The 22920-nt window shown below is 66.1% G+C and carries 18 protein-coding genes, 2 tRNA genes and 1 pseudogene; 13 read left to right on the top strand and 8 right to left on the bottom strand.

What is annotated here, in order from left to right; all coding sequences use genetic code 11:
• Nucleotides 1–7: 7 nt before the first annotated feature.
• Complete coding sequence (locus QE393_RS05275; RefSeq protein ID WP_273809314.1) at nt 8–838, bottom strand: p-hydroxycinnamoyl CoA hydratase/lyase; 831 nt, start codon at nt 836–838, stop codon at nt 8–10.
• A gap of 266 nt (nt 839–1104) precedes the next feature.
• Here QE393_RS05275 and QE393_RS05270 point away from each other — a divergent pair, with 266 nt between their 5' ends.
• Together QE393_RS05270 and QE393_RS05265 are read left to right on the top strand one after the other, a co-directional pair.
• On the top strand, nt 1105–2163 hold the full coding sequence (locus tag QE393_RS05270; protein WP_273809311.1) for an aromatic ring-hydroxylating dioxygenase subunit alpha: 1059 nt from the start codon (nt 1105–1107) through the stop codon (nt 2161–2163).
• A 10-nt stretch (nt 2164–2173) separates the two neighbouring features.
• Nucleotides 2174–3127, top strand: coding sequence for a PDR/VanB family oxidoreductase (locus QE393_RS05265; protein ID WP_310042424.1), 954 nt, complete (start codon nt 2174–2176; stop codon nt 3125–3127).
• Nucleotides 3128–3191: 64 nt separating this feature from the next.
• On the opposite strand, the gene QE393_RS05260 is transcribed toward QE393_RS05265, so the two are convergent.
• Both QE393_RS05260 and QE393_RS05255 read right to left on the bottom strand, forming a co-directional pair.
• Entirely contained in the window at nt 3192–3899 is a 708-nt protein-coding gene (locus QE393_RS05260) for a GntR family transcriptional regulator (protein ID WP_310042422.1), read from the bottom strand.
• Nucleotides 3896–4802: pseudogene (locus QE393_RS05255) on the bottom strand (LysR substrate-binding domain-containing protein). The gene QE393_RS05260 and the pseudogene QE393_RS05255 overlap by 4 nt, the downstream one beginning before the upstream one ends.
• 151 nt (nt 4803–4953) lie before the next feature.
• On the opposite strand from QE393_RS05255, the gene QE393_RS05250 reads away from it, so the two are divergent.
• Nucleotides 4954–7983, top strand: coding sequence for an FAD-binding and (Fe-S)-binding domain-containing protein (locus QE393_RS05250; protein WP_310045613.1), 3030 nt, complete (start codon nt 4954–4956; stop codon nt 7981–7983).
• A gap of 303 nt (nt 7984–8286) precedes the next feature.
• Here the strand turns inward: QE393_RS05250 and QE393_RS05245 are convergent.
• Both QE393_RS05245 and QE393_RS05240 read right to left on the bottom strand, forming a co-directional pair.
• Nucleotides 8287–8363, bottom strand: a tRNA-Asp gene (locus QE393_RS05245).
• Nucleotides 8364–8376: 13 nt separating this feature from the next.
• A tRNA-Val gene (locus tag QE393_RS05240) sits at nt 8377–8452 on the bottom strand.
• A 211-nt stretch (nt 8453–8663) separates the two neighbouring features.
• Here QE393_RS05240 and rdgC point away from each other — a divergent pair.
• Complete coding sequence (rdgC, locus tag QE393_RS05235; RefSeq protein WP_310042419.1) at nt 8664–9584, top strand: recombination-associated protein RdgC; 921 nt, start codon at nt 8664–8666, stop codon at nt 9582–9584.
• Between the two features lie 60 nt (nt 9585–9644).
• Nucleotides 9645–10586: a bile acid:sodium symporter family protein gene (locus QE393_RS05230; RefSeq protein WP_310042416.1), complete on the top strand. Its 942-nt coding sequence runs from the start codon at nt 9645–9647 to the stop codon at nt 10584–10586.
• Here QE393_RS05230 and QE393_RS05225 read toward each other — a convergent pair.
• Both QE393_RS05225 and QE393_RS05220 read right to left on the bottom strand, forming a co-directional pair.
• A complete protein-coding gene (locus QE393_RS05225; protein WP_310042412.1) occupies nt 10536–12992 on the bottom strand; it encodes an EAL domain-containing protein in 2457 nt (818 codons plus the stop codon). The two genes, QE393_RS05230 and QE393_RS05225, sit on opposite strands and share 51 nt — an antisense overlap.
• A gap of 185 nt (nt 12993–13177) precedes the next feature.
• Nucleotides 13178–13744, bottom strand: a complete 567-nt coding sequence (locus QE393_RS05220; RefSeq protein ID WP_310042410.1) for a GNAT family protein — start codon at nt 13742–13744, stop codon at nt 13178–13180.
• A gap of 157 nt (nt 13745–13901) precedes the next feature.
• Between QE393_RS05220 and QE393_RS05215 the strand changes: the two genes are divergently transcribed.
• From QE393_RS05215 to QE393_RS05200, 4 genes are all read left to right on the top strand, one after another.
• Nucleotides 13902–17372: a PAS domain-containing hybrid sensor histidine kinase/response regulator gene (locus QE393_RS05215; RefSeq protein ID WP_310042408.1), complete on the top strand. Its 3471-nt coding sequence runs from the start codon at nt 13902–13904 to the stop codon at nt 17370–17372.
• Nucleotides 17373–17939: 567 nt separating this feature from the next.
• Entirely contained in the window at nt 17940–18818 is an 879-nt protein-coding gene (gene rfbD, locus QE393_RS05210) for a dTDP-4-dehydrorhamnose reductase (RefSeq protein WP_310042407.1), read from the top strand.
• A gap of 97 nt (nt 18819–18915) precedes the next feature.
• Nucleotides 18916–19197, top strand: coding sequence for a DUF3509 domain-containing protein (locus QE393_RS05205; RefSeq protein WP_064306571.1), 282 nt, complete (start codon nt 18916–18918; stop codon nt 19195–19197).
• A gap of 15 nt (nt 19198–19212) precedes the next feature.
• The gene (locus tag QE393_RS05200; RefSeq protein WP_310042405.1) at nt 19213–19647 is read left to right on the top strand and encodes a hypothetical protein; all 435 of its coding nucleotides are present in this window, start codon (nt 19213–19215) and stop codon (nt 19645–19647) included.
• A 124-nt stretch (nt 19648–19771) separates the two neighbouring features.
• Here the strand turns inward: QE393_RS05200 and QE393_RS05195 are convergent, their stop codons facing one another.
• The gene (locus tag QE393_RS05195) at nt 19772–20059 is read right to left on the bottom strand and encodes a DUF3509 domain-containing protein (protein WP_007159080.1); all 288 of its coding nucleotides are present in this window, start codon (nt 20057–20059) and stop codon (nt 19772–19774) included.
• A 350-nt stretch (nt 20060–20409) separates the two neighbouring features.
• On the opposite strand from QE393_RS05195, the gene QE393_RS05190 reads away from it, so the two are divergent.
• From QE393_RS05190 to QE393_RS05175, 4 genes are all read left to right on the top strand, one after another.
• The gene (locus tag QE393_RS05190) at nt 20410–20805 is read left to right on the top strand and encodes a DUF883 family protein (RefSeq protein ID WP_310042404.1); all 396 of its coding nucleotides are present in this window, start codon (nt 20410–20412) and stop codon (nt 20803–20805) included.
• A 15-nt stretch (nt 20806–20820) separates the two neighbouring features.
• Nucleotides 20821–21213, top strand: a complete 393-nt coding sequence (locus tag QE393_RS05185; protein WP_133859534.1) for a phage holin family protein — start codon at nt 20821–20823, stop codon at nt 21211–21213.
• Nucleotides 21210–21551, top strand: a complete 342-nt coding sequence (locus QE393_RS05180; RefSeq protein ID WP_310042403.1) for a hypothetical protein — start codon at nt 21210–21212, stop codon at nt 21549–21551. The genes QE393_RS05185 and QE393_RS05180 overlap by 4 nt, the downstream gene beginning before the upstream one ends.
• 99 nt (nt 21552–21650) lie before the next feature.
• Nucleotides 21651–22829 (top strand): EAL domain-containing protein, encoded by a 1179-nt coding sequence (locus tag QE393_RS05175; RefSeq protein WP_310042402.1) that lies wholly within the window; start codon nt 21651–21653, stop codon nt 22827–22829.
• Nucleotides 22830–22920 lie beyond the last annotated feature (91 nt).

Genomic DNA, 22920 nt, shown 5'->3' with positions numbered 1-22920 from the left:
TGGCGATCTAGCGCTTGTAGGTCTGCAGCCCAGGCTTGATGCTCTTGTCGTCGAGGAACTGCTTCATGCCCTGCTCGCGACCGCCTTCCGGATCCTGCAGGCGCGACTGGTCGAGCTTGGCATAGAGGTAGTCCTCGTTCTGCTCCCAGGTGAGTTCGCGGCAGCGCTTGAAGCCGACCTTGGCGGCACGCAGCACCACCGGATTCTTGTCCAGCAGCTCGCGGGCCAGGGCGGTGGTCACCTCGCGCAACTGGTCGCGCGGCACGCTCTGGTTGACCAGGCCCATGACTGCGGCCTCGGGACCGGTGAAGGTCTTGCCGGTCATCACATAGTAGAGGGCGGTGCGATGGCCCACGGTATCGGCCAGGGCCTTGCTCACCAGGTTGCCCGGAGGAATGCCCCAGTTGATCTCGGACAGGCCGAAGGTGGCCTCGTCGGCGGTGATGGCCAGGTCGCAGGCCACCAGCGGGCTGAAGCCGCCGCCAAAGCACCAGCCGTTGACCATGGCGATGGTCGGCTTGGCGTACATGCGCAGGAGCTTCCACTGCCACTGGGAGGCTTCGCGGCGAATCTTTTCCTGCAGGATCTCGGGGCCGGCGTCGGTCTCGCGGAAGTACTCCTTGAGGTCCATGCCCGCGGTCCAGGCATCGCCGGCACCGGTCAGCACCAGCACGCCGGCACTGGCGTCCTGCTCCAGGGTCTCCAGCACCTCGACCATCTCGCGGTTGAGGGTGGGACTCATGGCATTGCGTTTTTCGGGACGATTGAGCGTCACCCAGGCGATACCGTCCTCGATGTCCACTTTGACCGTCTGCCAGCGTCCGTCGTAACTGCCCATGGCGTGTGCCTCTTGTTGTCGGGTGGGTATGGAGCTGAAGCTACGCCAGGAAATTAGTTACGTCAATTAACTAATTTCCTGGCTATGAACGAGGCGGGTGAACGACAGGGGCGCCCGGGCAGATAGGATCCAATCGAGCGGCATAGGGTGCAACATCGGTAACGCCATTCGTCCTGAGACAGGCCTCGTACGGCGAATGCCGTTGACAGGAATGGTTAACCGTCATAACCATTGGATCCAATAGACAACAACAAGAGGTTCCGCTCATGTACCCGAAGAACGCCTGGTACGTCGCCTGTACCCCCGACGAAGTGCAGGACAAGCCCCTGGGTCGCCAGATCTGTGGCGAACCCCTGGTCTTCTATCGTGATGCCAATGGCCAGGTGGTGGCCCTGGAAGACTTCTGCCCGCACCGCGGTGCGCCGCTGTCCCTGGGCTTCGTCCGCGACGGCACCCTGGTCTGCGGCTATCACGGCCTGGAGATGGGTTGCGGTGGCAAGACCCTGGGCATGCCGGGGCAGCGGGTCGGCGTCTTTCCCGCGGTACGCCCCTATGCCGCCGTCGAGCGCCACGGCTTCATCTGGGTCTGGCCGGGCGACCAGGCCAAGGCCGATGCGGCGCTGATCCCCCACCTGGAATGGGCCGAGAGCCCCGACTGGGCCTATGGCGGCGGCCTCTATCACATCCAGTGCGACTACCGGCTGATGATCGACAACCTCATGGATCTCACCCACGAGACCTATGTCCACGCCTCCAGCATCGGCCAGAAGGAGATCGACGAGGCGCCGCCGGCCACCCGCGTCGCCGGTGACGAGGTCATCACCAGCCGGCACATGGAAAACATCTCCGCCCCGCCCTTCTGGCGCATGGCCCTGCGCGGCAATGGCCTGGCCGACGACGTCCCGGTGGATCGCTGGCAGATCTGCCGGTTCACCCCACCCAGCCACGTGATGATCGAGGTGGGCGTGGCCCATGCCGGCCATGGCGGCTACGACGCGCCGGCGGCGGTCAAGGCCGCCAGCGTGGTGGTGGACTTCATCACCCCCGAGACCGAGACCTCCATCTGGTACTTCTGGGGCATGGCGCGCAACTTCAAGCCGGACGATGCCGAGCTCACCGCCAGCATCCGCGAAGGCCAGGGCAAGATCTTCGGCGAAGACCTGGAGATGCTCGAACGCCAGCAGCAGAACCTGCTGCGCTATCCCGAGCGCGGCCTGCTCAAGCTCAACATCGATGCCGGCGGCGTGCAGTCGCGGCAGATCATCGACCGCCTGCTGGCCGCCGAACAGGCCGCCACCGGCATCCCGGTCCGGCAGATCGCCTAGGAGATCTCTCATGCTCGATCTGATCGTCACCGCCGTGCAGCGCGAGGCCCCTACCATCCTGGCCTTCGACCTGGCCCGCGCCGACGGCGGCCCCCTCCCCGGCTTCAGCGCCGGCGCCCATCTGGAGATCACCCTGGGCGATGGCCTGGTGCGCCACTACTCGCTCTGTACCGCACCGAAACCGGTACCGATCCGCTATCGCATCGCCGTGCTGCTCGTCCCCGACTCCCGCGGCGGCTCCCAGGCCATGCATCGACTGCAGGTGGGCGATCGCCTGCAGGCCAGCGAACCCCGCAATCTGTTCGCCCTGGTGCCGAGCGCGCGCCGCACCCAGCTGCTGGCCGGCGGCATCGGCATCACCCCGCTCCTGGCCATGGCCGAACAGCTCTATCAGCAGGGGGCGCGCTTCACCCTGAGGTACCTGGTACGCGACCGCGAACACGCGGCCTTCATCCCCTGGCTCAAGGCGCGGCCCTACGCCGAGCAGGTCAGGGTGCACTTCGACCAGCACGATCCGGCGCTGCGACCCAACTTCCAACACCTGCTCGGCCCGGCGGCACCGGACGACCACCTCTATGTCTGCGGGCCGGCCGGTTTCATGGCCGCGGTGGTGGACGCCGCCGCGGCCCAGGGCTGGCAACCCGGCCAGATCCATCGGGAATACTTCGCCGCCGATCCCGCCGCCCAGGGCGAGCAACGCCCCTTCGAGGTGGAGCTGGCGCGCAGCGGTCGCCGCGTGCGGATACCGGCCGAACGCAGCGTGGTCGAGGTTCTGGCGGACCTGGGTGTCGTCCTGCCGGTATCCTGTGGCCAGGGTCTTTGCGGCACCTGCCTAACCCCGGTGCTGGCCGGCGAGCCCGAGCACCGCGACCTCTTTCTCTCCGCGGCCGAACACGCCGCCAACGACCGCTTCACCCCCTGCTGCTCCCGCGCCAAGGGCGAGCGGCTGGTGCTGGATCTCTGACGACTCCGAGCCCACCCTACTGCCCCCTCTCCCCTCGGGAGAGGGCCGGGGTGAGGGTCCTCCCTTACACCAGCACCCTCATCGCCCCCGCCTCACCCTCTTCCCCACCAAACCAGCGTGCATACCCCAGCGTCGCCTGGGCGTGCTCGCGCATGATGCCCTCGGCCCTGGCGCCCTGGCCGCGCACCAGGGCGTCGAACACCGCATGGTGCTGCAGGTGGGCGAAGTTGAAGCGGCGGTATTCGCGCTCGAGATTCCCGGCATCCACCGCCAGGGCGCTCACCGAGGCGAAGGGCAGATGCTCGTGGCGCCCCAGGGCCAGGGCGATGGCCGAATTGCCGCTGGCCGCGACGATGGCCTGGTGAAAGGCCCGGTTGAGATCGTGGTAGTCCTCCAGGTCCTCCAGCAGCACATGGCCCTTGGCGAACAGCAGATCGCCGCGGCGCAGGCAGTCTTCCAGCGTGGCGCGCGTCGTCGCGTCCAGGCCACGTTCGGCGGCCTGGCGCGCGGCCAGGCCTTCCAGCACCCCGCGCACTTCCACGGCGCCCTCCAGATCGGCACCGGTCAGGGCCCGCACCTGATAGCCGCGGGCGCCGCTGCGCTCCAGCAGACCTTCCTCGGCCAGGGTGCGCAGGGCCAGGCGCACCGGCATGCGCGACACGGAGAAGCGCTCGGCGGTGGGGATCTCCGCCAGGCGTTCGCCCGCGCCCAGCTCGCCGGACAGGATCATCTGCCGCAGCGCGGCCAGCACCCGCTGTCCCGGCTTGCTCATGGCTGTACCTCTCCCTCTCTGATCTCGGCGAGCAGCCACTGACGAAAGGCCTGCAGTGACGGCAACCCCTCGTTGCGCGGCGGATAGACCAGGTAATAGCTGCGGCGACTGACCAGGGCCGGTCCACAGGCCAGCAACTCGCCCTGGACCAATTCGTCTTCCACCAGCACCCGCGGCACCAGGCCGATGCCGATGCCGGCGCGCACCGCCTGGATCAGGTGCGAGGTCAGCTCGAAACTCGGCCCCGGTCGCATGGCCCGGTGCGGCAATTCGTGATGCCGGAACCACTCGCCCCAGGCCCTGGGGATTGTTGGCCACCCCGAGCAGCAACTGACCGGCCAGGGTCGCGGGGCGCGCGTCCGGCAACTCGGCCAGGGTCGCCGGGCTGGCAATGACGACGAGCTGCTCGGCTTGCAGCGGATGGGCACGCAGCCCCGGCCAGTCGCCGCTGCCGACGCTGATGGCGGCGTCGATCTCGCTGGCGGCGAAGTCCACCGCCTGGATGCGTGAATGCAGGTGCACCAGCATCCCGGGGTGGGCGGTATAGAAGCTGCCCAGGCGCGGCAGCAGCCACTTGGAACCAAAGGTCGGCAGCACCGCCAGGCGCAGGGTGCCCTGCCCGGAGGCGAAGGCCATGGCCTGCAGGGTGGCGCTGCGGATCTGCCCGAGGGCCAGGCCCAGCTCGCGACTGTAGGCGCGGCCCACGTCGGTGAGCACGATCTGCCGGCCCTCGCGGCGAAACAGCGTCAGCCCCAGCAACTGTTCCAAGGCCTGCACCTGGCGGCCGACGGCGCTCTGGGTCAGCGACAGCTCCTCAGCCGCCCGGGTATAGCTCTCGTGGCGCGCCGCCGCCTCGAAGGCCAGCAGCAGCGACATGGAGGGCGTCAGGCGACGATGATTCATTCAGGATCTTCCGGCATAGGCGGCGGAATCTTCGGTTGTGGCTCCGCCGCGCTGTGGTGAGAATGCCCACTATAGCCAGAAAAGGTCGACGCCATTCCTTCGCTCGCTGAAGGAGACGGCCGTCCGCTGCCAGAGAGCCCGCCTGATGAACATGATCGCCCGCCTGCCGGCCCCGGCGCCCCTCGCCGCCGCCTACACCGACTTCCTCAGCGCCCTCGCCGCCAGCGGCTTCCAGGGCGAGATAGCACCGGACCATGCCAGCCGCACGGTCATGGCCACCGACAACTCCATCTACCAGCGCCTGCCCCAGGCGGCGGTGTTTCCCAAGGACAGCGCCGACGTCCAGCGCCTGGCCCGGCTGATGGGCGAGGCGCGTTTCCAGGGCGTGGTCCTGACCCCGCGCGGCGGCGGCACCGGCACCAACGGCCAGTCCCTTACCGACGGCATCGTGGTCGATCTCTCCCGCCACCTGAACAAGATCCTCGAGATCAACGTCGCGGAGGGCTGGGTGCGGGTCCAGGCCGGGGTGGTCAAGGACCAGCTCAACGCCGCGCTCCGGCCCCACGGCCTGTTTTTCGCCCCGGAACTGTCCACCTCCAACCGCGCCACCATCGGCGGCATGATCAACACCGACGCCAGTGGCCAGGGCAGCGTGACCTACGGCAAGACCCGCAACCACGTGCTGGAGCTGGACGCCTACCTGATCGGTGGCGAGCGCCTGGAAAGTCGCCCGGTGGACAGCGCCGAACTGGACGCCCTCTGCGCCCGCGACGATCGCACCGGCGCCGTCTACCGCAGCGCACGCGACATCGCCGAGAACCAGGCCGAACTGATCGAGGCGCGCTTCCCCAAGCTCAATCGCTGCCTGACCGGCTATGACCTGGCACACCTGATCGAGGCGGATGGCCGATTCAACCTCAACAGCGTGCTCTGTGGCGCCGAAGGCTCCCTGGCCTTCATCGCCGAAGCCAAGCTCAACGTCCTGCCGATTCCCAAGTACTCGGTGCTGGTCAACGTCCGCTACGCCAGCTTCATGGACGCCCTGCGCGACGCCCGCGCCCTGATCGAGCTCAAGCCGCTGTCCATCGAGACGGTGGATTCCAAGGTGCTCCTGCTGGCCATGCAGGACATCGTCTGGCACAGCGTGGCGGAGTATTTCCCCGAGGACGTCGCGCGTCCCACCCTGGGCATCAACCTGGTGGAATTCAGCGGCGACGATCCCGAAGAGGTGGACGCCCGCGTCCAGGGCTTCCTCGACCACCTGCGCCAGGACGGTACCGTCGAGCGCCTCGGCCACACCCTGGCCATCGGCCGCAACGCCGTGACCCGCGTCTACACCATGCGCAAGCGCGCCGTGGGCCTGCTGGGCAACGTCCAGGGCGAGATCCGTCCGCAGCCCTTCGTCGAGGACACCGCGGTCCCGCCCGAGCGCCTGGCCGACTTCATCGCCGAATTCCGCGCCCTGCTCGATGGCCACAACCTGCAATACGGCATGTTCGGCCATGTCGACGCCGGAGTGCTGCACGTGCGTCCGGCGCTGGATCTCAAGGACCCACGCCAGGCGGCGCTGGTGCGGCCGATCTCCGACCAGGTGGCCGCCTTGACGCAGAAATACGGCGGCCTGCTCTGGGGCGAACACGGCAAGGGCGTGCGCTCGGAATACGCGCCGGCCTTCTTCGGCGACCTCTACCCCGCGCTACAGGCGCTCAAGGGCGCCTTCGATCCGCACAACCAGCTCAATCCGGGCAAGATCGCCACCCCGCTCGCCAGTGGCGCCGAGTTGCTCAAGGTCGATGGCGTGACCCTGAGAGGCGAACTGGATCGCACCCTCGACGAGCGCGTCTGGCAGAGCTACGGCACTGCCATGCACTGCAACGGCAACGGCGCCTGCTACAACTACGATCCCGACGACGCCATGTGCCCGTCCTGGAAGGCCACCCGCCAGCGCATCCATTCGCCCAAGGGGCGGGCCGCCCTGATCCGTGAATGGCTGCGCCTGCAGGGCCAGGCCGGCATCGATGTCCTGGCCCCCGCCCCGCGTGGTGCCCTGAACTGGCTCAAGGCCCTGCCGCAACGCTGGCGCAATGGTCGCGAGGCCGAGGCGGACTTCTCCCACGAGGTCTATGACGCCATGGCCGGCTGCCTGGCGTGCAAGTCCTGCGCGGGCCAGTGCCCGATCAAGGTCAATGTGCCGGAATTTCGCTCGCGCTTTCTCGAACTCTATCACCGTCGCTATCTGCGGCCGCTGCGCGACTACCTGATCGGTTCGCTGGAATTCAGCCTGCCGCTGTTCGCCCGCGCCCCGAGTCTCTACAACGCCGTCATGGGCGCCACGCCGATCCAGCGACTGTTCGCCGAGCGCATCGGCATGGTCGACAGCCCCCTGCTCAGCCGTTTCGACCTGGTACCGGTCATGCATCAATGGCAGGTACAGATCGCCACCCCCGAGCGGCTGCTGGCCTTGAGCGATGAAGAACGCACCAGGACCATCGTGGTGGTGCAGGACGCCTTCACCCGCTATTTCGAGACGCCGCTCACCGCCGCCTTTCTCGAACTGGCTGCCCGCCTCGGCCAGCGAGTGTTCCTCGCGCCCTATCGCGCCAACGGCAAGCCGCTGCAAGTACAGGGTTTCCTCGGCGCCTTCGAACGCACGGCGCGACGTAACGCGGCGGGGCTCGCCAGCCTGGCCGGTTTCGGCGTCAAACTGGTGGGCCTGGATCCGGCCATGACTCTGGTCTATCGCCAGGAATACCCCAAGGTTTCTGGCATCGCCCGGATGCCCGAGGTGCTCCTGCCCCAGGAGTGGCTGCTGCAGGTGTTGCCGGGAGACAAGAAGGTGGTCGGCGACAAGGTCTACCGCCTGCTCGGCCATTGCACCGAGAAGACCAACGCCCCGGCCAGCGTCAGCCAGTGGCAGCAGGTGTTCGAACGCCTGGGCCTGGGCCTCAAGCCGGAAAGCACCGGATGCTGCGGCATGTCCGGCACCTACGGCCACGAGGCACGCAACCTGGCGACCTCCAAGGTGATCTACGACCAGTCCTGGGCCCGCGCCCTGGCGGTACCGGCGGAACAGGGCGAAGCCCTGGCCACCGGCTATTCCTGTCGCAGCCAGGTCAAGCGCATCGACGACCGCCGCCTGCGCCATCCGCTGGAAGCGGTGTTGGATGCGGTGCGGGGCTGACCGCCTCGTTGGACTTCGCTGTGCTCAACCCAGCCTACAAGGACGCGCTCATGCCGTAGGTTGGGTTGAGACAGCGCCATCGTCGAAGCCCAACAACAGCCATGGGGTGGAAAACCGCGCAGCGCTTTCCACGTATCCACACGCACGCTCGACCCGCCTGCTGGCAGATCGCTCGACCGGAGCGCCAGGAAAGAAAGGAAGACACCAGAAGACACGACCAGAAAAATCGCGCCCAAACGAAAAAGCGGCCACTAGGGCCGCTCTTCGATGGCTGCTGGCGTTCAGGACCAGGCAACCTTTAAATGGCGCAGCGGACGGGACTCGAACCCGCGACCCCCGGCGTGACAGGCCGGTATTCTAACCGACTGAACTACCGCTGCGCATTACCTCGAGTGGTGGGTGATGACGGGATCGAACCGCCGACCCTCTGCTTGTAAGGCAGATGCTCTCCCAGCTGAGCTAATCACCCGTTTGCTCTCGAAGTGGGGCGCATTCTACGGAGGGGTTCCCGACCTGGCAACCCCTTTTTGAAAAAAAATTTCCCAGCACTTCCAAAGGCTTAGCGCCACCCACCCGCGCAACCGGAGAAAGCGCGCATTCCCGACGACCACCGCGATCCGGGGTTGGCCTCCGGGGCGGGCGACGCGGATAATGCGCGCTTCGTTTTTGGGAGTGACACCATGTGGTTCCGTAATCTGCTCGTCTACCGTCTCACCCAGGAAGTCGCCTTCGAGACCGAAGCCCTCGAAGCCGCCCTCGCCGCCAAGCCGGCGCGCCCCTGTGCCAGCCAGGAGTTGTCCACCTATGGATTCGTCGCGCCCTTCGGCAAGGGCCCGGACCTGCCGCTGGCCCACGAAAGCCAGGGCTTCTTCCTGATCGCCGCGCGCAAGGAAGAACGCATCCTGCCCAGCAGCGTGGTCAAGGAAGCCGTGCAGGAAAAGGTCGACGAGATCGAAAACCAGCAGATGCGCAAGGTCTACAAGAAGGAGAAGGAGCAGATCAAGGACGAGATCGTCCAGGCCTTCCTGCCGCGCGCCTTCATCCGTCGCCAGACCACCTATGCCGCCATCGATCCCAAGCAGGGCTGGATCCTGGTCGACGCCTCCAGCGCCAAGCGTGCCGAGGACCTGCTCTCCACCCTGCGCGATGCGCTGGGCTCGCTGCCGGTCCGGCCGCTGGGCGTCAAGCAGGCGCCGATGGCCACCTTCACCGACTGGGTCAAGGCCGGTGACGCCACCCATGGCCTCTATATCCTCGACGAGTGCGAATTGCGCGATGCCGGCGAAGACGGCGGCGTGGTGCGCTGCAAGGGTCAGGATCTCACCAGCGAAGAGATCCAGAACCACCTGGGCGCCGGCAAGCTGGTCACCAAGCTGGCCCTGGCCTGGCAGGACAAGCTCGCCCTGCTGCTGGACGACAAGGTCACCATCAAGCGCCTGAAGTTCGAGGACCTGCTGCAGGACCAGGCCGAGCAGGACGGCGGCGAAGACGCCCTCGGCCAGCAGGACGCCAGCTTCGTGCTGATGATGATGACCCTGGCGGAATTCCTGCCGCAGCTGATCGAAGCCCTGGGTGGCGAAGAGTTGCCCCAGGGGCTCTAAGCGCACCTCAAGGCCGGCGCAGACCGGCCTTTTTTCTGCCCTCTTGAAAAGGAGTTTGCCATGCGTGCCCTGGCCGCCTTCAGCCGTTTCGTCGGCAATACCTTCGCCTTCTGGGTGCTGCTCGCCGCCCTGCTGGCGTTCTTCGCCCCCGCGGTGTTCAAGCCGCTGAGCGTGGCCATCGTGCCGCTGCTGGGGGTGATCATGTTCGGCATGGGCCTGACGCTCAAGGTCGAGGATTTCGCCGCTGTCGGCCGCCACCCCTGGCGGGTGCTGCTGGGCGTGGTAGCCCACTTCGTCATCATGCCGGGCGTGGCCTGGGCGCTCTGCCAGCTGTTCCACCTGCCACCGGAAATCGCCGTCGGCGTCATCCTGGTCGGCTGCTGCCCCAGCGGCACGGCGTCCAACGTCATGACCTGGCTGGCCAAGGGCGACCTGGCGCTGTCGGTCGCCATCGCCGCGGTGACCACCCTGCTTGCCCCCCTGCTGACCCCGGCGCTGATCTGGCTGCTGGCCTCCACCTGGCTGCCGATCTCCTTTGGCGGACTGTTCTGGTCGATCCTGCAGGTGGTGCTGCTGCCCATCGCCCTGGGCCTGGTCGCCCAGCGCCTGCTCGGCCAGCGCGTCGCCGCCCTGGTCGAGGTGCTGCCGCTGGCCTCGGTGGTGAGCATCGTGGTGATCGTCGCCGCAGTGGTGGCCGCCAGCCAGGCGCGCATCGCCGAATCCGGACTGCTGATCATGGCGGTGGTGATCCTGCACAACGGCTTCGGCTTCCTGCTCGGCTATCTCACCGGCAAGTTCTGCAAGCTGCCGGTCGCCCAGCGCAAGTCCCTGGCACTGGAAGTCGGCATGCAGAATTCCGGACTCGGCGCCGCCCTGGCCACGGCGCATTTCTCGCCGCTGGCCGCGGTCCCCAGTGCCCTGTTCAGCGTCTGGCACAACATCTCCGGCGCGCTACTGGCGACCCTCTTCCGCCGTTTCAAGGACGACGACGCCCGTCCCTGAGGCCTCGCGCCACACCTGCCGGACCAGCGCCTGGCAGGTGTCTTCGGTGAAGGGTTGCGGCCGGGCGATGCCATAGCCCTGGGCATAGTCGACCCCCAGGGTGGCCAGCGCCGCCACCACCGCTGCATTTTCGGCGAATTCGGCGATGGTCTTCTTGCCGGTGAGATGGCCGAGCTGGTTGATCGCTTCGACCATGGCGCTGTCCACGGCGTCCTCCAGCAGATGGCGGACGAAGCTGCCGTCGATCTTCAGGTAGTCCACCGGCAGGTGCTTGAGATAGGTGAAGGACGACATCCCGGCGCCGAAGTCGTCCAGGGAGAATCTCACCCCCAGGCCGCGCAACTCGTCCATGAACAGCCGCGCCGCATCCAGATTGGCCACGGCGCTGGTCTCGGTGATTTCGAAGCAGATCCGCGCCGGCGCGATCTGCCAGCGCTGCAGTTGCTGCCTGACGAAATCCGCCAACCCCGCCTCGCCCAGGGAATGCCCGGACAGATTGATGGCCAGGGTATCGAGCAGCCCGTCGGGCAGCTCAGCGAAACGGGCCAGCGCCGCGGCGATCACCCAGCGATCCAGGTCCGGCATCAGCCCATAGCGCTCGGCGGCCGGAATGAAGGCGCCCGGCGCGATCAGCCGCTCGCCCTCTTCCAGCCGCATCAGCACCTCCACGTGGCGATCCGCGGCGGTCTCCTCGCCCAGCCCCAGGATCGGCTGGACGTACAGGCGGAAGCTATCCTCGGCCAGCGCCCGGTGCAGTCGCTGCACCCAGGCCATCTCGCCATGGCGCTGGTCCAGCTCCACATCGCCCGGAGCGAAGACCTGGATGCGATTGCGCCCCTTGTCCTTGGCCGCGTAGCAGGCCAGGTCCGCCAGGCGCAGCGCCTCCTCGGGCGCCAGGGCCTGACCGCCGAGGTGCACCACGCCGATACTCAGACCGACCCGAAAGCCCTGCCCGGCCGCTTCGAATTGCAGGGTACCCACGCAGCAGCGCAGCCGCTCGGCGACCGCCTCGGCCTGGGCGGGCGTACGGTTTTCCAGCAGCACGCCGAATTCGTCGCCGCCCAGGCGCGCCAGGCAGTCGTCCTCGCCCAGCTGCCGGCCGAGCAATTCGCACAGCTGGCGCAGCAGGCGATCGCCATGGAAATGGCCGGAGGTATCGTTGACAATCTTGAACTGATCCAGATCGATGAACAGCAGCGAGGCACGGGCCAGGTCGTCGCACGCCAGCAGGCGCTCCAGCCGGGTCTCGAATTCGCGGCGATTGACCAACCCCGTCAGGGCATCGTGACTGGCCTGCCAGGCCAGATCATGCAGGAAGGCGCGCTCGCGGGTCTGGTCGTGCATGACCAGCACCACCCCGGTGCCGGATTCGTCCCGCGGCAGCGTGGTCACCGTCAGGGCCACGGGCACCCGGGTGCCGTCGACGCGCACCAGCTGGTGCGCCAGGGGCTCGTCGCCCACCAGCCAGTCCTGGCTGCGCAAGCGCTCGGCCAGCGGCCGGGTCGACACGGGTTGATCCTCGGTCTGGATGTCGAACAGGTGGGTGACGGGCGTGCCCGCGGCCAGCCCCGGCCGCGCCAGCAGGCGCTCCGCCGCCGGGTTGTGATAGAGCAGCCGCCCCTGGGCATTCAGCGCCAGCACCGCATCGCCAAGGGACGCCAGGATGACCTGGATATGTTCCTTTTCGGCCTGCAGCGCCTGTTCGGAGCGCCAGCGCTGCTGCACCAGGCTGTGCATGCGCCAGAGCGCCAGGAGCACCAGCAGGGCGCCGACCAGGACGTTGGCGATGAACAGGGCCTCGACCAACTGGCGCGAGGCCGTCCCGAGGCGTTCGGAGAAGGCCACCGTTTCCGGCATCATCCGGTCATGCAGATCCAGCAGCTGGCGTTTCAGCGGGATCAGCGCCGGTCCCGGTCCCTGCAGCTTGATCAACTCGAAGCCGGTGCGCGCCAGGGCCTGGAATTCGTCCATGTAGGGATCGGTGACCTGCCAGCGGGCGATGACCCCTTCGAAGGGTTCTATATGCCGCGCCAGGCGAAACAGCGTGATGAGGCCCGCGATGTCGTCGACGTCGTTGCCCGCCAGGCGCAGCAGGCGCGCCGCCTCGGCAGGATTGCCGTCGGTATCCAGCTCCTGCCGCGCCGCCCGGTCGAGATCGTTGACGCTGATGGACGTAAGGTAATCCTGATAGGACTCCGAGCGCCCCTCATCCAGATAGGCGCCAAGCGACAGCATGGCGTTGCCGAGGCTCTTGCTCCACAGGCTTTCCGCGGAAACGTAGGCACGCACCGTCGACAGCAATTGCAGGCTGACGATGGCGACCAGCGCCTGGCAGGACAGGATGATGACGAAGGGCCAGACGACCCGCAGCGTACGCAGCGCAGAGGAAGGCGACAGTGAAGACATACAGCGATCCGCAAAAGGAGACAGGCGAATTCTTGCCATTGAGCAGGCATGTCGGCCGTTTCGCGGAAAACTGTTGCCATGGAAAACTGCTGCGCTGGATTACCGGCGCCAAACAAGCGACATAGACGGACTCTGGCCGTGCTGCGGCCGGAGGCTGCCGACGAACGGTAGGCCGGAAGCCACGGCTAGTTGAAGGACGCCTCCAGCCGCGCCTTCACCTCGGGCCATTCGCGATCGGTGATGCTGTACATCATGGTGTCGTCGAGCCGGCCATCCGCCAGCCGGCGATGATGACGCAGCAGCCCTTCGCGAACCGCGCCCAGCTTCTCGATGGCCGCCTGGGCTCTGAGATTGGTCGCGGCAGTCTTGAGCTGCACGCGCACCAGCTGCCAGTGCTCGAAGGCATGGCGCAGCATCAGGTACTTGATGTTGCCGTTGAGCCCGCTGCCATGCTGCTCGCTGTCGAGCCAGGTCCAGCCGATCTCGGCGGCGGGGAGCGCTGGCAGGAAGTCGGCGAACCGGGTGGTGCCCACCAGCCGGTCGGCGATGCGCACGGCGAAGGGCAAGGCGCGCCCCTCGCGCTGCTCGGCCAGTGCCTGGCGATACCAGTCCGGACGCAGAGGACCGCTCAGGTAGTGCAGCGCTTCGCGATTGCGCTCGGCCAGGCTGACCAGCTCCAGCACGTCACCTTCCGCCAGGGGGTCCAGGCGCAGCGCACCACGTTGCAGGGAAATGGGCTGCGCTTGGAACATGACGGTCTCTCTCGCTTGAATCAGCCCGCAAACCTAACAGGGCCAGCCGTCCGGCTCAACCCACGGCGTCCCTCCACGTGCCGGAACTGACGTCTGGCGGCCCAAGGTGCGACACTTTGTCCGGGCGCGATGGGCGCCTGGAATGTCTGGAGTCGCCATGTCCCTGCCCAGCGGGCTGATCATCACCGTTACCCTCGGCTATCTGGCCCTGCTGTTCGCCATCGCCTTCTATGGCGATCGCCGGCCACCGCTCAGGCCGCGCCTGCGGGCCTGGGTCTACAGCCTGTCGCTGGCCGTCTACTGCACCAGCTGGACCTTCTTCGGCGCGGTCGGCCAGGCCGCCGATCAGCTCTGGTCCTTCCTGCCCATCTACCTGGGGCCCATCCTGTTCCTGCTGCTGGCGCCGCAACTGGTCAAGAAGATGGTGCTGATCAGCAAGAAGGAAAACATCACCTCCATCGCCGACTTCATCGCCTCCCGCTACGGCAAGTCCCAGACCCTGGCCATCGTCGTCGCGCTGATCTGCCTGGTCGGCGTCCTGCCCTACCTGGCGCTGCAGCTCAAGGGCATCGTCATCGGCGTCAACCTGCTGACCGGCATCAATGCCGAGTCCCTGAGCACCCGCGCCCAGGACACCGCGCTGTTCGTCTCCCTGGTGCTGGCGGTCTTCGCCATTCTCTTCGGCACCCGCAACCTGGACGTCACCGAGCACCACCGCGGCATGATGCTGGCGATCGCCTTCGAATCCCTGGTCAAGCTCGCCGCCTTCATCGCCGTCGGCCTCTGGGTCACCTATGGCCTGCACGACGGCTTCGCCGACCTGCTCGCCCGTTCGCAGCAGGCGCCGCAATTGCAGGAATACTGGCGCGAGACGCTGGACTGGCCGGGCCTGCTGATCCAGACCGGCGTGGCCTTCATCGCCGTGATGTGCCTGCCGCGCCAGTTCCATGTCACGGTGGTGGAGAACACCGATACCCGGGACGTCAACCTGGCGCGCTGGGTGTTTCCGCTCTACCTGGCGCTGGCCGCCCTGTTCGTCATCCCCATCGCCCTGGCCGGCCAGCTGCACCTGCCCGGCGGCGTGCTGCCCGACTCCTTCGTCATCAGCCTGCCGCTGGCCCAGGAGCGTCCCTGGCTGGCCTTGCTGGCCTTCCTCGGCGGCGCCTCGGCCGCCACCGGCATGGTGATCGTCGCCTGCGTCGCGCTCTCCACCATGATCTCCAACGATATCGTCCTGCCCTGGCTGCTTAAGCGCCGTGGCCAGGTCGAGAGTCCCCATGCGGTGTTCAGCCACTGGATGCTCACGGTGCGCCGCGCCAGCATCGTGGTCATCCTGGTCCTGGCCTATTGCAGCTATCGCCTGCTGGGCTCCAATGCCAGCCTGGCCACCATTGGCCAGATCGCCTTCGCCGCCATCGCCCAGCTAGGACCGGCTATGGTCGGGGCGCTGTTCTGGAAAGCCGCCAATCGCCGGGGTGTCTTTGCCGGCCTTACCGCCGGGGCACTGCTCTGGGGCTATCTGATGGTGCTGCCGGTGGTGGCCACCAGTCTGCAGTGGCCGTTGCACGCCTTTCCCGGCCTCGCCTGGTTCGAGCAACCCGCGGGGGAGCGGACGCTGCAACCGACCACGGTCGGCGCCCTGGTCTCCCTGGCCGGCAACTTCCTGCTGTTCGCCCTGGTGTCGCTGCTCTCGCGCACGCGGGTATCGGAATACTGGCAAGCCGGACGCTTCATCGCCCAGTACGCCCTGCCCCGACCGCGCAATCGCGCCCTGCTGGCGGTCAAGCTGGAGGACCTGCGGCTGCTCGCCGCCCGCTTCGTCGGCGACGAGCGCGCCCGCCTGAGCTTCAGTCGCTTCGCCGAGCAGAGCGGCCTGACCTATCACCCCGCGATGAACGCCAACAGCGAATGGATCGCCCAGACTGAGCGGCTGCTGGCCGGGGTGATCGGCGCCTCCTCGGCACGCGCCGTGGTCAAGGCCGCCATCGAAGGCCGCGACATGCAGGTCGACGACGTGGTGCGCATCGCCGACGAGGCCTCGGAGGTGCTGGAATTCAACCGGGCGCTGCTGCAGGGCGCCATCGAGAACATCTCCCAGGGCCTCAGCGTGGTCGACCAGTCGCTGCGCCTGGTGGCCTGGAACCAGCGCTACCTGGAGCTGTTCGACTATCCCGACGGCATGATCCAGGTCGGCCGACCCATCGCCGAGATCATCCGCTACAACGCCCTGCGCGGTCTCTGCGGACCGGGCGATCCCGACGAGCACGTGGCCCGGCGGGTGGAGCGGATGCGCCAGGGCATTCCCCATACCTCGGAACGCACCTTTCCCAATGGCCGGGTGATCGAGTTGATCGGCAGCCCCATGCCCGGACGCGGCTTCGTCATGAGCTTTACCGACATCACCGCCTTCCGCGAGGCCGAGCGCGCCCTGCGCGAAGCCAACGAGGGCCTGGAGCAGCGCGTCGAGGAACGTACCCGCGAACTGTCCCAGCTCAACCAGGCACTGGAGGAGGCCAAGGCTCATGCGGAAGCGGCCAACCAGTCCAAGAGCCGCTTCCTCACCGCGGTCAGCCACGACCTCATGCAGCCGCTGAGCGCCGCCCGCCTGTTCACCGCCGCCCTCGCCCACCAGGACGGCCTGGCCCAGGAAGCCCAGGAACTGGTGGGCAACATGGACAGCGCCCTGAGATCCAGCGAAGACCTGATCGCCGACCTGCTGGACATCTCGCGACTGGAGAACGGCCGCATCCTGGCCACGCCGGCACCCTTTTCCCTGGCCACCCTGTTCGAGGCCCTGGGCGTGGAATTCAAGGCCCTGGCGCAGAACCAGGGCACCAGCCTGCGCATCCGCAGCAGTCGGCTGGTGGTCAACAGCGACAGCAAGTTGCTGCGGCGGGTGCTACAGAATTTCCTCACCAATGCCCTGAGATATGCCCATGGCCGGGTGCTGCTCGGGGTACGTCGTCAGGGCCAGAGCGTGAGCCTGGAGGTCTGGGACAGCGGCCCCGGCATCCCGGCGGACAAGCTGGAGCTGATCTTCGAGGAATTCAAGCGACTGGACAGCCACCAGACTCGCGCGGAAAAGGGCCTGGGGCTGGGCCTGGCGATCGCCGATCGCCTTTGCCGGGTGCTGGGTCACGAACTCTCGGTGCGCTCCTGGCCGGGTCATGGCAGCGTCTTCAGCGTCAAGGTGCCCCTGGCACCCGCCCTGGCCATCCAGGCCGCAGCCGCCAGCGAAGCGGCCCAGCCCCTGGCCGGCGATCCGGTACTGTGCATCGACAACGAAGACAGCATCCTGCTTGGCTTGCGCAGCCTGCTGGGACGCTGGGGCTGCCAGGTCTGGACCGCACGCAGTCGCGAGGAATGCGCTGCCCTGCTCGCGCAGGGCGTGGTGCCGCGACTGCTCATCGTCGATTATCACCTGAGCGATGCCGACACCGGTCCGGATGTCGCCGAATGGATTCGCCAGGCCCTGGGCCAGGACATCCCCGGCATCGTCATCAGTGCCGACGGCCGCCCGGAATGCCTGGACCGGGTGCGTCGGGCGCGCCTGGATTTCCTGCCCAAGCCGGTCAAGCCAGCTTCGCTACGCGCCTTGCTCAGTCGGCAACTGGCCCTCTCCGGTTGAGGGAACATACGGACGGCATGTCACGACGCCGAACGGCCGTTCGTTCAGCGGCGATTAAGGTTGCTGGAGGCCAAAGAGACGGAACAATCCACAGCTTCTGTTGATAACTTTGTTGAAAACATGGTGGAAAAGAACCCGGAGCCTTGCTCTGCGGGCCCCCCAAACAAGTTGGTCATTTTTTAATCACTTTAATAAGTTCAACATAATCAACAACTTAATTCAAAAGCAGGATTTTCGGCAGGGAAAACTCCGGTCCAGACAGGGCTTGACAAGCGCTAGCACAACTTGTGCACAACTCTAGGTAAAAATGACCAACGGATACCCCGCAGCCATCGCACAATTGTCAAGTACTCGTGAAACGAATTTTTTCGAGCCTTCCGGGAGGCCGTATCGGAAGGCGGGCCGCAGGCTAGAGCCAACAGCTGCGGCCATACGCAGGCCAAAGGCTAGCCTTGTCCTCTGCCGGTCATCGGGTAGACTGCCTGCTTTTGCTCAGGGCTGTCGTGGCGACGCCCAACCTGTCAATCAGGCATGGACGCGCCAGCCCTACTGGAATAGCTCAGTCACATGAACGTCTTCATCGCGGGTCAACACGGCCAACTTTCTCAGGCGCTGCAACAACTGCTGGCCGCCAAGGCCCGGGTAACCGTCATCGGCCGGGCCCAGGTGGATTTCACCCAGCTGGAGGCGCTCCATGAACGCGTCCTGGCCGCAAAGCCCGACGTCATCATCAATGCCGCCGCCTACACCGCCGTGGACGCCGCCGAGAGCGATCCCCAGACCGCCGCCCTGATCAACGAGCGGGTGCCCGAGGTCTTCGCCCGGGCCGCCCAGCAGCTCGGCATTCCGATGGTCCACTACTCCACCGACTACGTTTTCGATGGCAGCAAGGAAGGCCGTTATCAGGAAGAGGATCCGACCTGCCCGCTCAATGTCTATGGTCGGACCAAGCTGGCCGGCGAGAACGCCGTGCGTGAACACGCCGAGCGCCATCTCATCCTGCGCACCAGCTGGGTCTATTCCTGGCAGGGCAACAACTTCCTGCGCACCATGGTGCGGCTGCTCAGCGAGCGCGACGAACTGAACATCGTCGACGACCAGATCGGTGCCCCCACCTGGACCCGCACCATCGCCGCCGCCACCGACCGGCTGCTCGCCCACGGCGACAGGGACGCACTCTGGGGCACCTATCACCTGACCGCCAACGGCACCACCTCCTGGTTCGGATTCGCCGAGCAGATCGCCCGGCGCCTGCGCGAGACCGGTCAGCTGAAGGCCCGCCTCAACCCCATCCCCAGCAGCTCCTATCCCACCCCGGCCCATCGGCCCATCAATTCCCGGCTGTCCACCGAAAAGCTGGCAGCGGTGCTGGGCGAGCCGCTACCCGACTGGCAAGCGGCTTTTGGCCAGTGCTGGAGCGAGCGCGAACTTCAGGTGAGCGGCTGAAACGGGCCGTCGGTCATACTTCTGGGATCTGCTCCAGAACTACCCCAGCCTCTCGAAGTCAATGGCACTGACCCCGCTCACGCCAGTCAGGTACGTCATGGACAACCCTTTCCAACTCATCGCCGCGGCTTTCGAGCATGACTTCCGGGTCAATTTCCGCATCGAGCGCCTTGACGGCAGCGTCAGCCTGACGCTGTCCGACGACAGCGGCGTAAAGGTCAAGCGGTTGATCAGCAAGCAGCAATTGCATGACCACACCCGCCTCGCGCGATTGATCGACAGCATCCGGCTGGGTATCGCCATCGACGAAGGTCATGGCGTCACGGCCTTGCTGGCCGGCGGCAGCGGCACCGTGAATCGTCTGACCGTGGCGAACTGAGCAGGAAGCAACACTATGCACACCATGGAAGGCATCAGCGACGGCCTGCTACAGGGCCCGGGCCCAGTCACCTTGCTCGATGGCCTGGAGCCGGCGGATCCGCTGCATACCCCACGCGCCTCGCTGTACCAGCTCACCTGCGCCCGTCTCGACGAGCAACTGGCGCCGCTCAAGGTCTGGCCGACCCTACCGGATCGTACCGGGCGCTTTTCCTTTACCTTGCTGGACCGTTGCGGACGCATCCTCTACCGCTCGCCGACCTTGCGTCAGGCGCTGTATCGGGAAGAGGAACTGCTCAATGGTGTGATCGCCAGTGCGCGGCTGGCTGCCGTGCAAGCCGGACAGGGCTTTCCGTCCTGGGGTGTAGTGGACGTCGCCTGCCCCATGTATGAGCTGCCTGCCACCCAACTGCCCTGTGCGGGATGCCGGCTGCTGAAGTGCAAGAGCTGAAAGGGCGTTGCGGGTAAAACGCTAACTGCTTGTTTGTCTTATTTAAATCTTCAACGTTCGAGACCAACGAATGCCAGGGCATTCGTACTGCAAGTCTCGCGCTGAAGCTTGCTGAGCCGAGTCGTTACTCGGAATATCTCAGCATGTTGGCGCCCGTGGCCCGCAGCACCGCCATGGATTGCGGCGCCAGCGCGCCGGCCCGCAGCGATACGTCCTTGCGAACCTCGTCGATTACCGTCTTCAACAGCTGGCTCTCGCCCAGTTGCCGGGCGCTGACCACCCGGTTCACCCGCGCGTCGTCACACTGCTGATCCTGCACCGTCAGCACAATACTGCCATCAGGGCGAGGCGCCGTGACCGAGCATTTATAAGTACTGAAAGCGGCAGTCAGTCTATCTATGGCGTTTTCCATTCTTCCCCCTCTTATTTGTCTAGAAGTGCATGGACGATCAAATACGACGCAACTGACAGTGATAGAAACAGCAAAGTTCTAGCGTTCTACTTGAATAAGACCAGCAATGGCGCTAGTGCCCGATTTTGTGAGCCAGCTCTTCTAATTGGCTTTTGCTGCGGAACTTTCAGAGGGGCAAAGTCGATAAGGTATGACCATTCGTCCCCCTTGCCGGTCGTTTGGGCTCCTGCCTCCCAGCCCTGCGAAGGCGCCTGGAGAGCGCCATCGACGCCCCGATCAGTGGAACCTTTGCTTCCGGCGCTCACTCGAAAGGGCTGAAACGGATACCCATCGCCTATCAGGAGCGCGCCATGAACGACAAAGCCCCACCCGTGATCAAAGACGAGCTTGCCGCTGACATCGATGAGCAGGCACACAAGCAGAACGCTGACCGGGTCCGTCGTCATCTGGGCGAAGCCGAGCAGGCACTGACCGACGAATTCCACACCCTGCTGGCAGATGCCGAGCAGCTGCTCAAGCACACCGCCAGCATGGCCGGTGAACAGGCGGATGAACTGCGTGCCAAGTTGAGTTCCAGCCTGGAACGCTCCCGCGATGTGCTCAAGATTAAGCAGGACGATCTCTATCGTCAGGGCGTCGCGGCCAAGGAAACCACCGAGGAATACGTGGTCGACAATCCCTTCAAGGCCCTCGGCATCGCTGCTGGTGTCGGCTTCCTGATTGGCCTGCTGGCCTCGCGCCGCTAAGCCTGGGGGACTGCCATGGACACCTCCTCTCCTCCACGGGAGCTGCCTGACGAGGCGCCCAAGCCATCGGTCAAGCGCCTCGCCGGCGCGGTGGTAGGACTGCTGCAGAGTCACCTGGAACTGCTGGGCATCGAGGTTCAGGAAGAGAAGGTCCGTACCTTCCAGCTGTTTCTGTTCACCGGCCTGAGCCTGATCTTCGGCTTGCTGGTACTGGTCGGCGTCTCGGCAGCCGTCATCATCGCCTTCTGGGATACCTACCGCATGGCCGCAACGCTGGGCCTGTGCGCCTTCTATGCCGTGGCGCTGGTGATCTGCATCCTGCGGGCCCTGAGCCTGGTCAAGGGTGCGGCGCCCTTCCATGCCACCCTGGAAGAACTCAACCGCAACCGGGAGCGCCTACTGCCATGAACCAGCCGCTTACCTCTGCCACCAGCCAGGCGAAGCGCAAGGAACTGGTCCGGCTGCGCATGGAGATGTATCGCCAGCAGCTGATCTACAACGCCCAGCCCCTGCACAATCCCATCAGTCTCATCGGTGACCTGGTGCGACCGAACCGGGACAAGGTGGCCAGTTCAGCGAAGAAGCCATTGATGCTGGGTGCCACGGTGTTCCTGTCGCTGTTCGGCAAACGCCTGGGCGCGGTGGGTCGACTGGCCCGCATCGGCCTGGCGCTTTACCCGATCGTCAACCGGTTGCAGAGTCGCCATCGCGAGCAGGCTGACCAGCCGCTGCCGCCGCCCCGCTAGCGGCGTTGTGAAGAATGGCTCCCGCGGGAGCCATTCCTTTATCTGGCACCCTTATCGCATGGCTAAGCTGAACGCTCCGCCTACGATAAGGATAGCCCTGTGTTTTCTGGCCAGCCCACTGCCTTCTTCCAACCCTTCATCGACACCGCGACCGGGCGCATCGCCGGCGTCGAAGCCCTGGGCCGTCTGCGTCAGGCCGATGGCCGCCACGCCTCCGTCGGCCCCCTGTTCGCCAATCCGGATACCCCGACCGCGGAACTGCTGCAACTTGACCGCACCCTCAGGGACGATGCGCTGCGGCGCTTCGCCGGCGCGCCGGATGACTGGTTTCTCAGCCTCAACCTCTCGCCCCGCTGGATCAGCCAGCTGGACGATGGCGTCGAGTTACCCAGTCTGGCGCAACTGCAGCGCTCCGGTATCGACCCGACCCGGATCGTCTACGAGATCACCGAGGCGGCCGGGGATCTGCCGAGCCTGACCCAGGCCGTCGTCCGCTACCGCGAACTCGGCATCCGCATCGCCATCGACGATTTCGGTTCCGGCTATTCGCAACTGGATCGGGTGCTGGATCTGCAGCCGGATATCCTCAAGCTGGACATGCGGCTATTCCAGGCCGCCGCGCGGGGTGGCCCGCGCGGCGACGCGGTCAAGGCGCTGGCGCAGATGGCCGAAAAGACCGGTTGCTGGCTGATCGCCGAGGGCGTCGAGACCGAGACCGAACTCGACTTCGCCCTGGAGTGCGGCGCCCGCTACGTCCAGGGCTTCCTCTTCGCCGAGGCCACCGCCGAACTGGGCGCTAGCGACAGCCATCAGCAACGCTTCGCCGCCCTGCGCAGCCGCTTCGTCGATGGCAAGCTGGCCCAGCAGACGCGGTTGCTGGAGCTGCGCCAGCAATTGACCGAGTTCGTCACCCGGCTCAGGCCCTGGGCTGAGCACGGCGGCCCCCTGAGCGCGCTGCCCGATCCCCAGGCCTTTCCCGGGCTGCTGCGCATTTACCAGTGCGACCGCACCGGCACCCAGATCACCCCGAATCTGGAGTGGAACGGCATGTTCTGGCGCGAGAATCGCCGCTACCTCAATCACAACTGGTCCTGGCGACCCTACTTCTATGCCCTGCTGGCCGAAGGCTGGAACGAGCGCCGCCTGGCGCTCTCGACGGTCTATCGCGATGCCACCACCAACCAGTACTGCCTGACCGCCAGCCAGTTCTTGGAAAGCGGTCAGCGCCTGCTGCTGATCGACCTGGATGCCAGTCAATTACCGGGCTTTGCCAAGTGAGCGGTGATGATCGTATGTTGCCGGGGTCAGAACGCAGAAGCGCCGCACGGCAACCGTCGGCGCTCCCCTTATCGGTGATAGCTCGAGGACG

This window comes from Pseudomonas sp. SORGH_AS_0211 (genome assembly GCF_031453455.1).
Lineage (GTDB): Bacteria > Pseudomonadota > Gammaproteobacteria > Pseudomonadales > Pseudomonadaceae > Chryseomonas > Chryseomonas aestiva.
The sequence above is the reverse complement of the archived record's forward strand: the minus strand, read 5'-3'. Positions and strand labels throughout refer to the sequence as shown.

Coding starts and splice junctions, on each gene's coding strand:
- QE393_RS05190 (WP_310042404.1), top strand. CDS start 20,410: ATGAACGACAAAGCCCCACCCGTGATCAAAGACGAGCTTGCCGCTGAC.
- QE393_RS05230 (WP_310042416.1), top strand. CDS start 9,645: ATGCGTGCCCTGGCCGCCTTCAGCCGTTTCGTCGGCAATACCTTCGCC.
- QE393_RS05270 (WP_273809311.1), top strand. CDS start 1,105: ATGTACCCGAAGAACGCCTGGTACGTCGCCTGTACCCCCGACGAAGTG.
- QE393_RS05200 (WP_310042405.1), top strand. CDS start 19,213: ATGCACACCATGGAAGGCATCAGCGACGGCCTGCTACAGGGCCCGGGC.
- QE393_RS05260 (WP_310042422.1), bottom strand. CDS start 3,899: ATGAGCAAGCCGGGACAGCGGGTGCTGGCCGCGCTGCGGCAGATGATC.
- QE393_RS05205 (WP_064306571.1), top strand. CDS start 18,916: ATGGACAACCCTTTCCAACTCATCGCCGCGGCTTTCGAGCATGACTTC.
- QE393_RS05275 (WP_273809314.1), bottom strand. CDS start 838: ATGGGCAGTTACGACGGACGCTGGCAGACGGTCAAAGTGGACATCGAG.
- QE393_RS05225 (WP_310042412.1), bottom strand. CDS start 12,992: ATGTCTTCACTGTCGCCTTCCTCTGCGCTGCGTACGCTGCGGGTCGTC.
- QE393_RS05265 (WP_310042424.1), top strand. CDS start 2,174: ATGCTCGATCTGATCGTCACCGCCGTGCAGCGCGAGGCCCCTACCATC.
- QE393_RS05185 (WP_133859534.1), top strand. CDS start 20,821: ATGGACACCTCCTCTCCTCCACGGGAGCTGCCTGACGAGGCGCCCAAG.
- QE393_RS05180 (WP_310042403.1), top strand. CDS start 21,210: ATGAACCAGCCGCTTACCTCTGCCACCAGCCAGGCGAAGCGCAAGGAA.
- rdgC (WP_310042419.1), top strand. CDS start 8,664: ATGTGGTTCCGTAATCTGCTCGTCTACCGTCTCACCCAGGAAGTCGCC.
- rfbD (WP_310042407.1), top strand. CDS start 17,940: ATGAACGTCTTCATCGCGGGTCAACACGGCCAACTTTCTCAGGCGCTG.
- QE393_RS05220 (WP_310042410.1), bottom strand. CDS start 13,744: ATGTTCCAAGCGCAGCCCATTTCCCTGCAACGTGGTGCGCTGCGCCTG.
- QE393_RS05215 (WP_310042408.1), top strand. CDS start 13,902: ATGTCCCTGCCCAGCGGGCTGATCATCACCGTTACCCTCGGCTATCTG.
- QE393_RS05195 (WP_007159080.1), bottom strand. CDS start 20,059: ATGGAAAACGCCATAGATAGACTGACTGCCGCTTTCAGTACTTATAAA.
- QE393_RS05250 (WP_310045613.1), top strand. CDS start 4,954: ATGATCGCCCGCCTGCCGGCCCCGGCGCCCCTCGCCGCCGCCTACACC.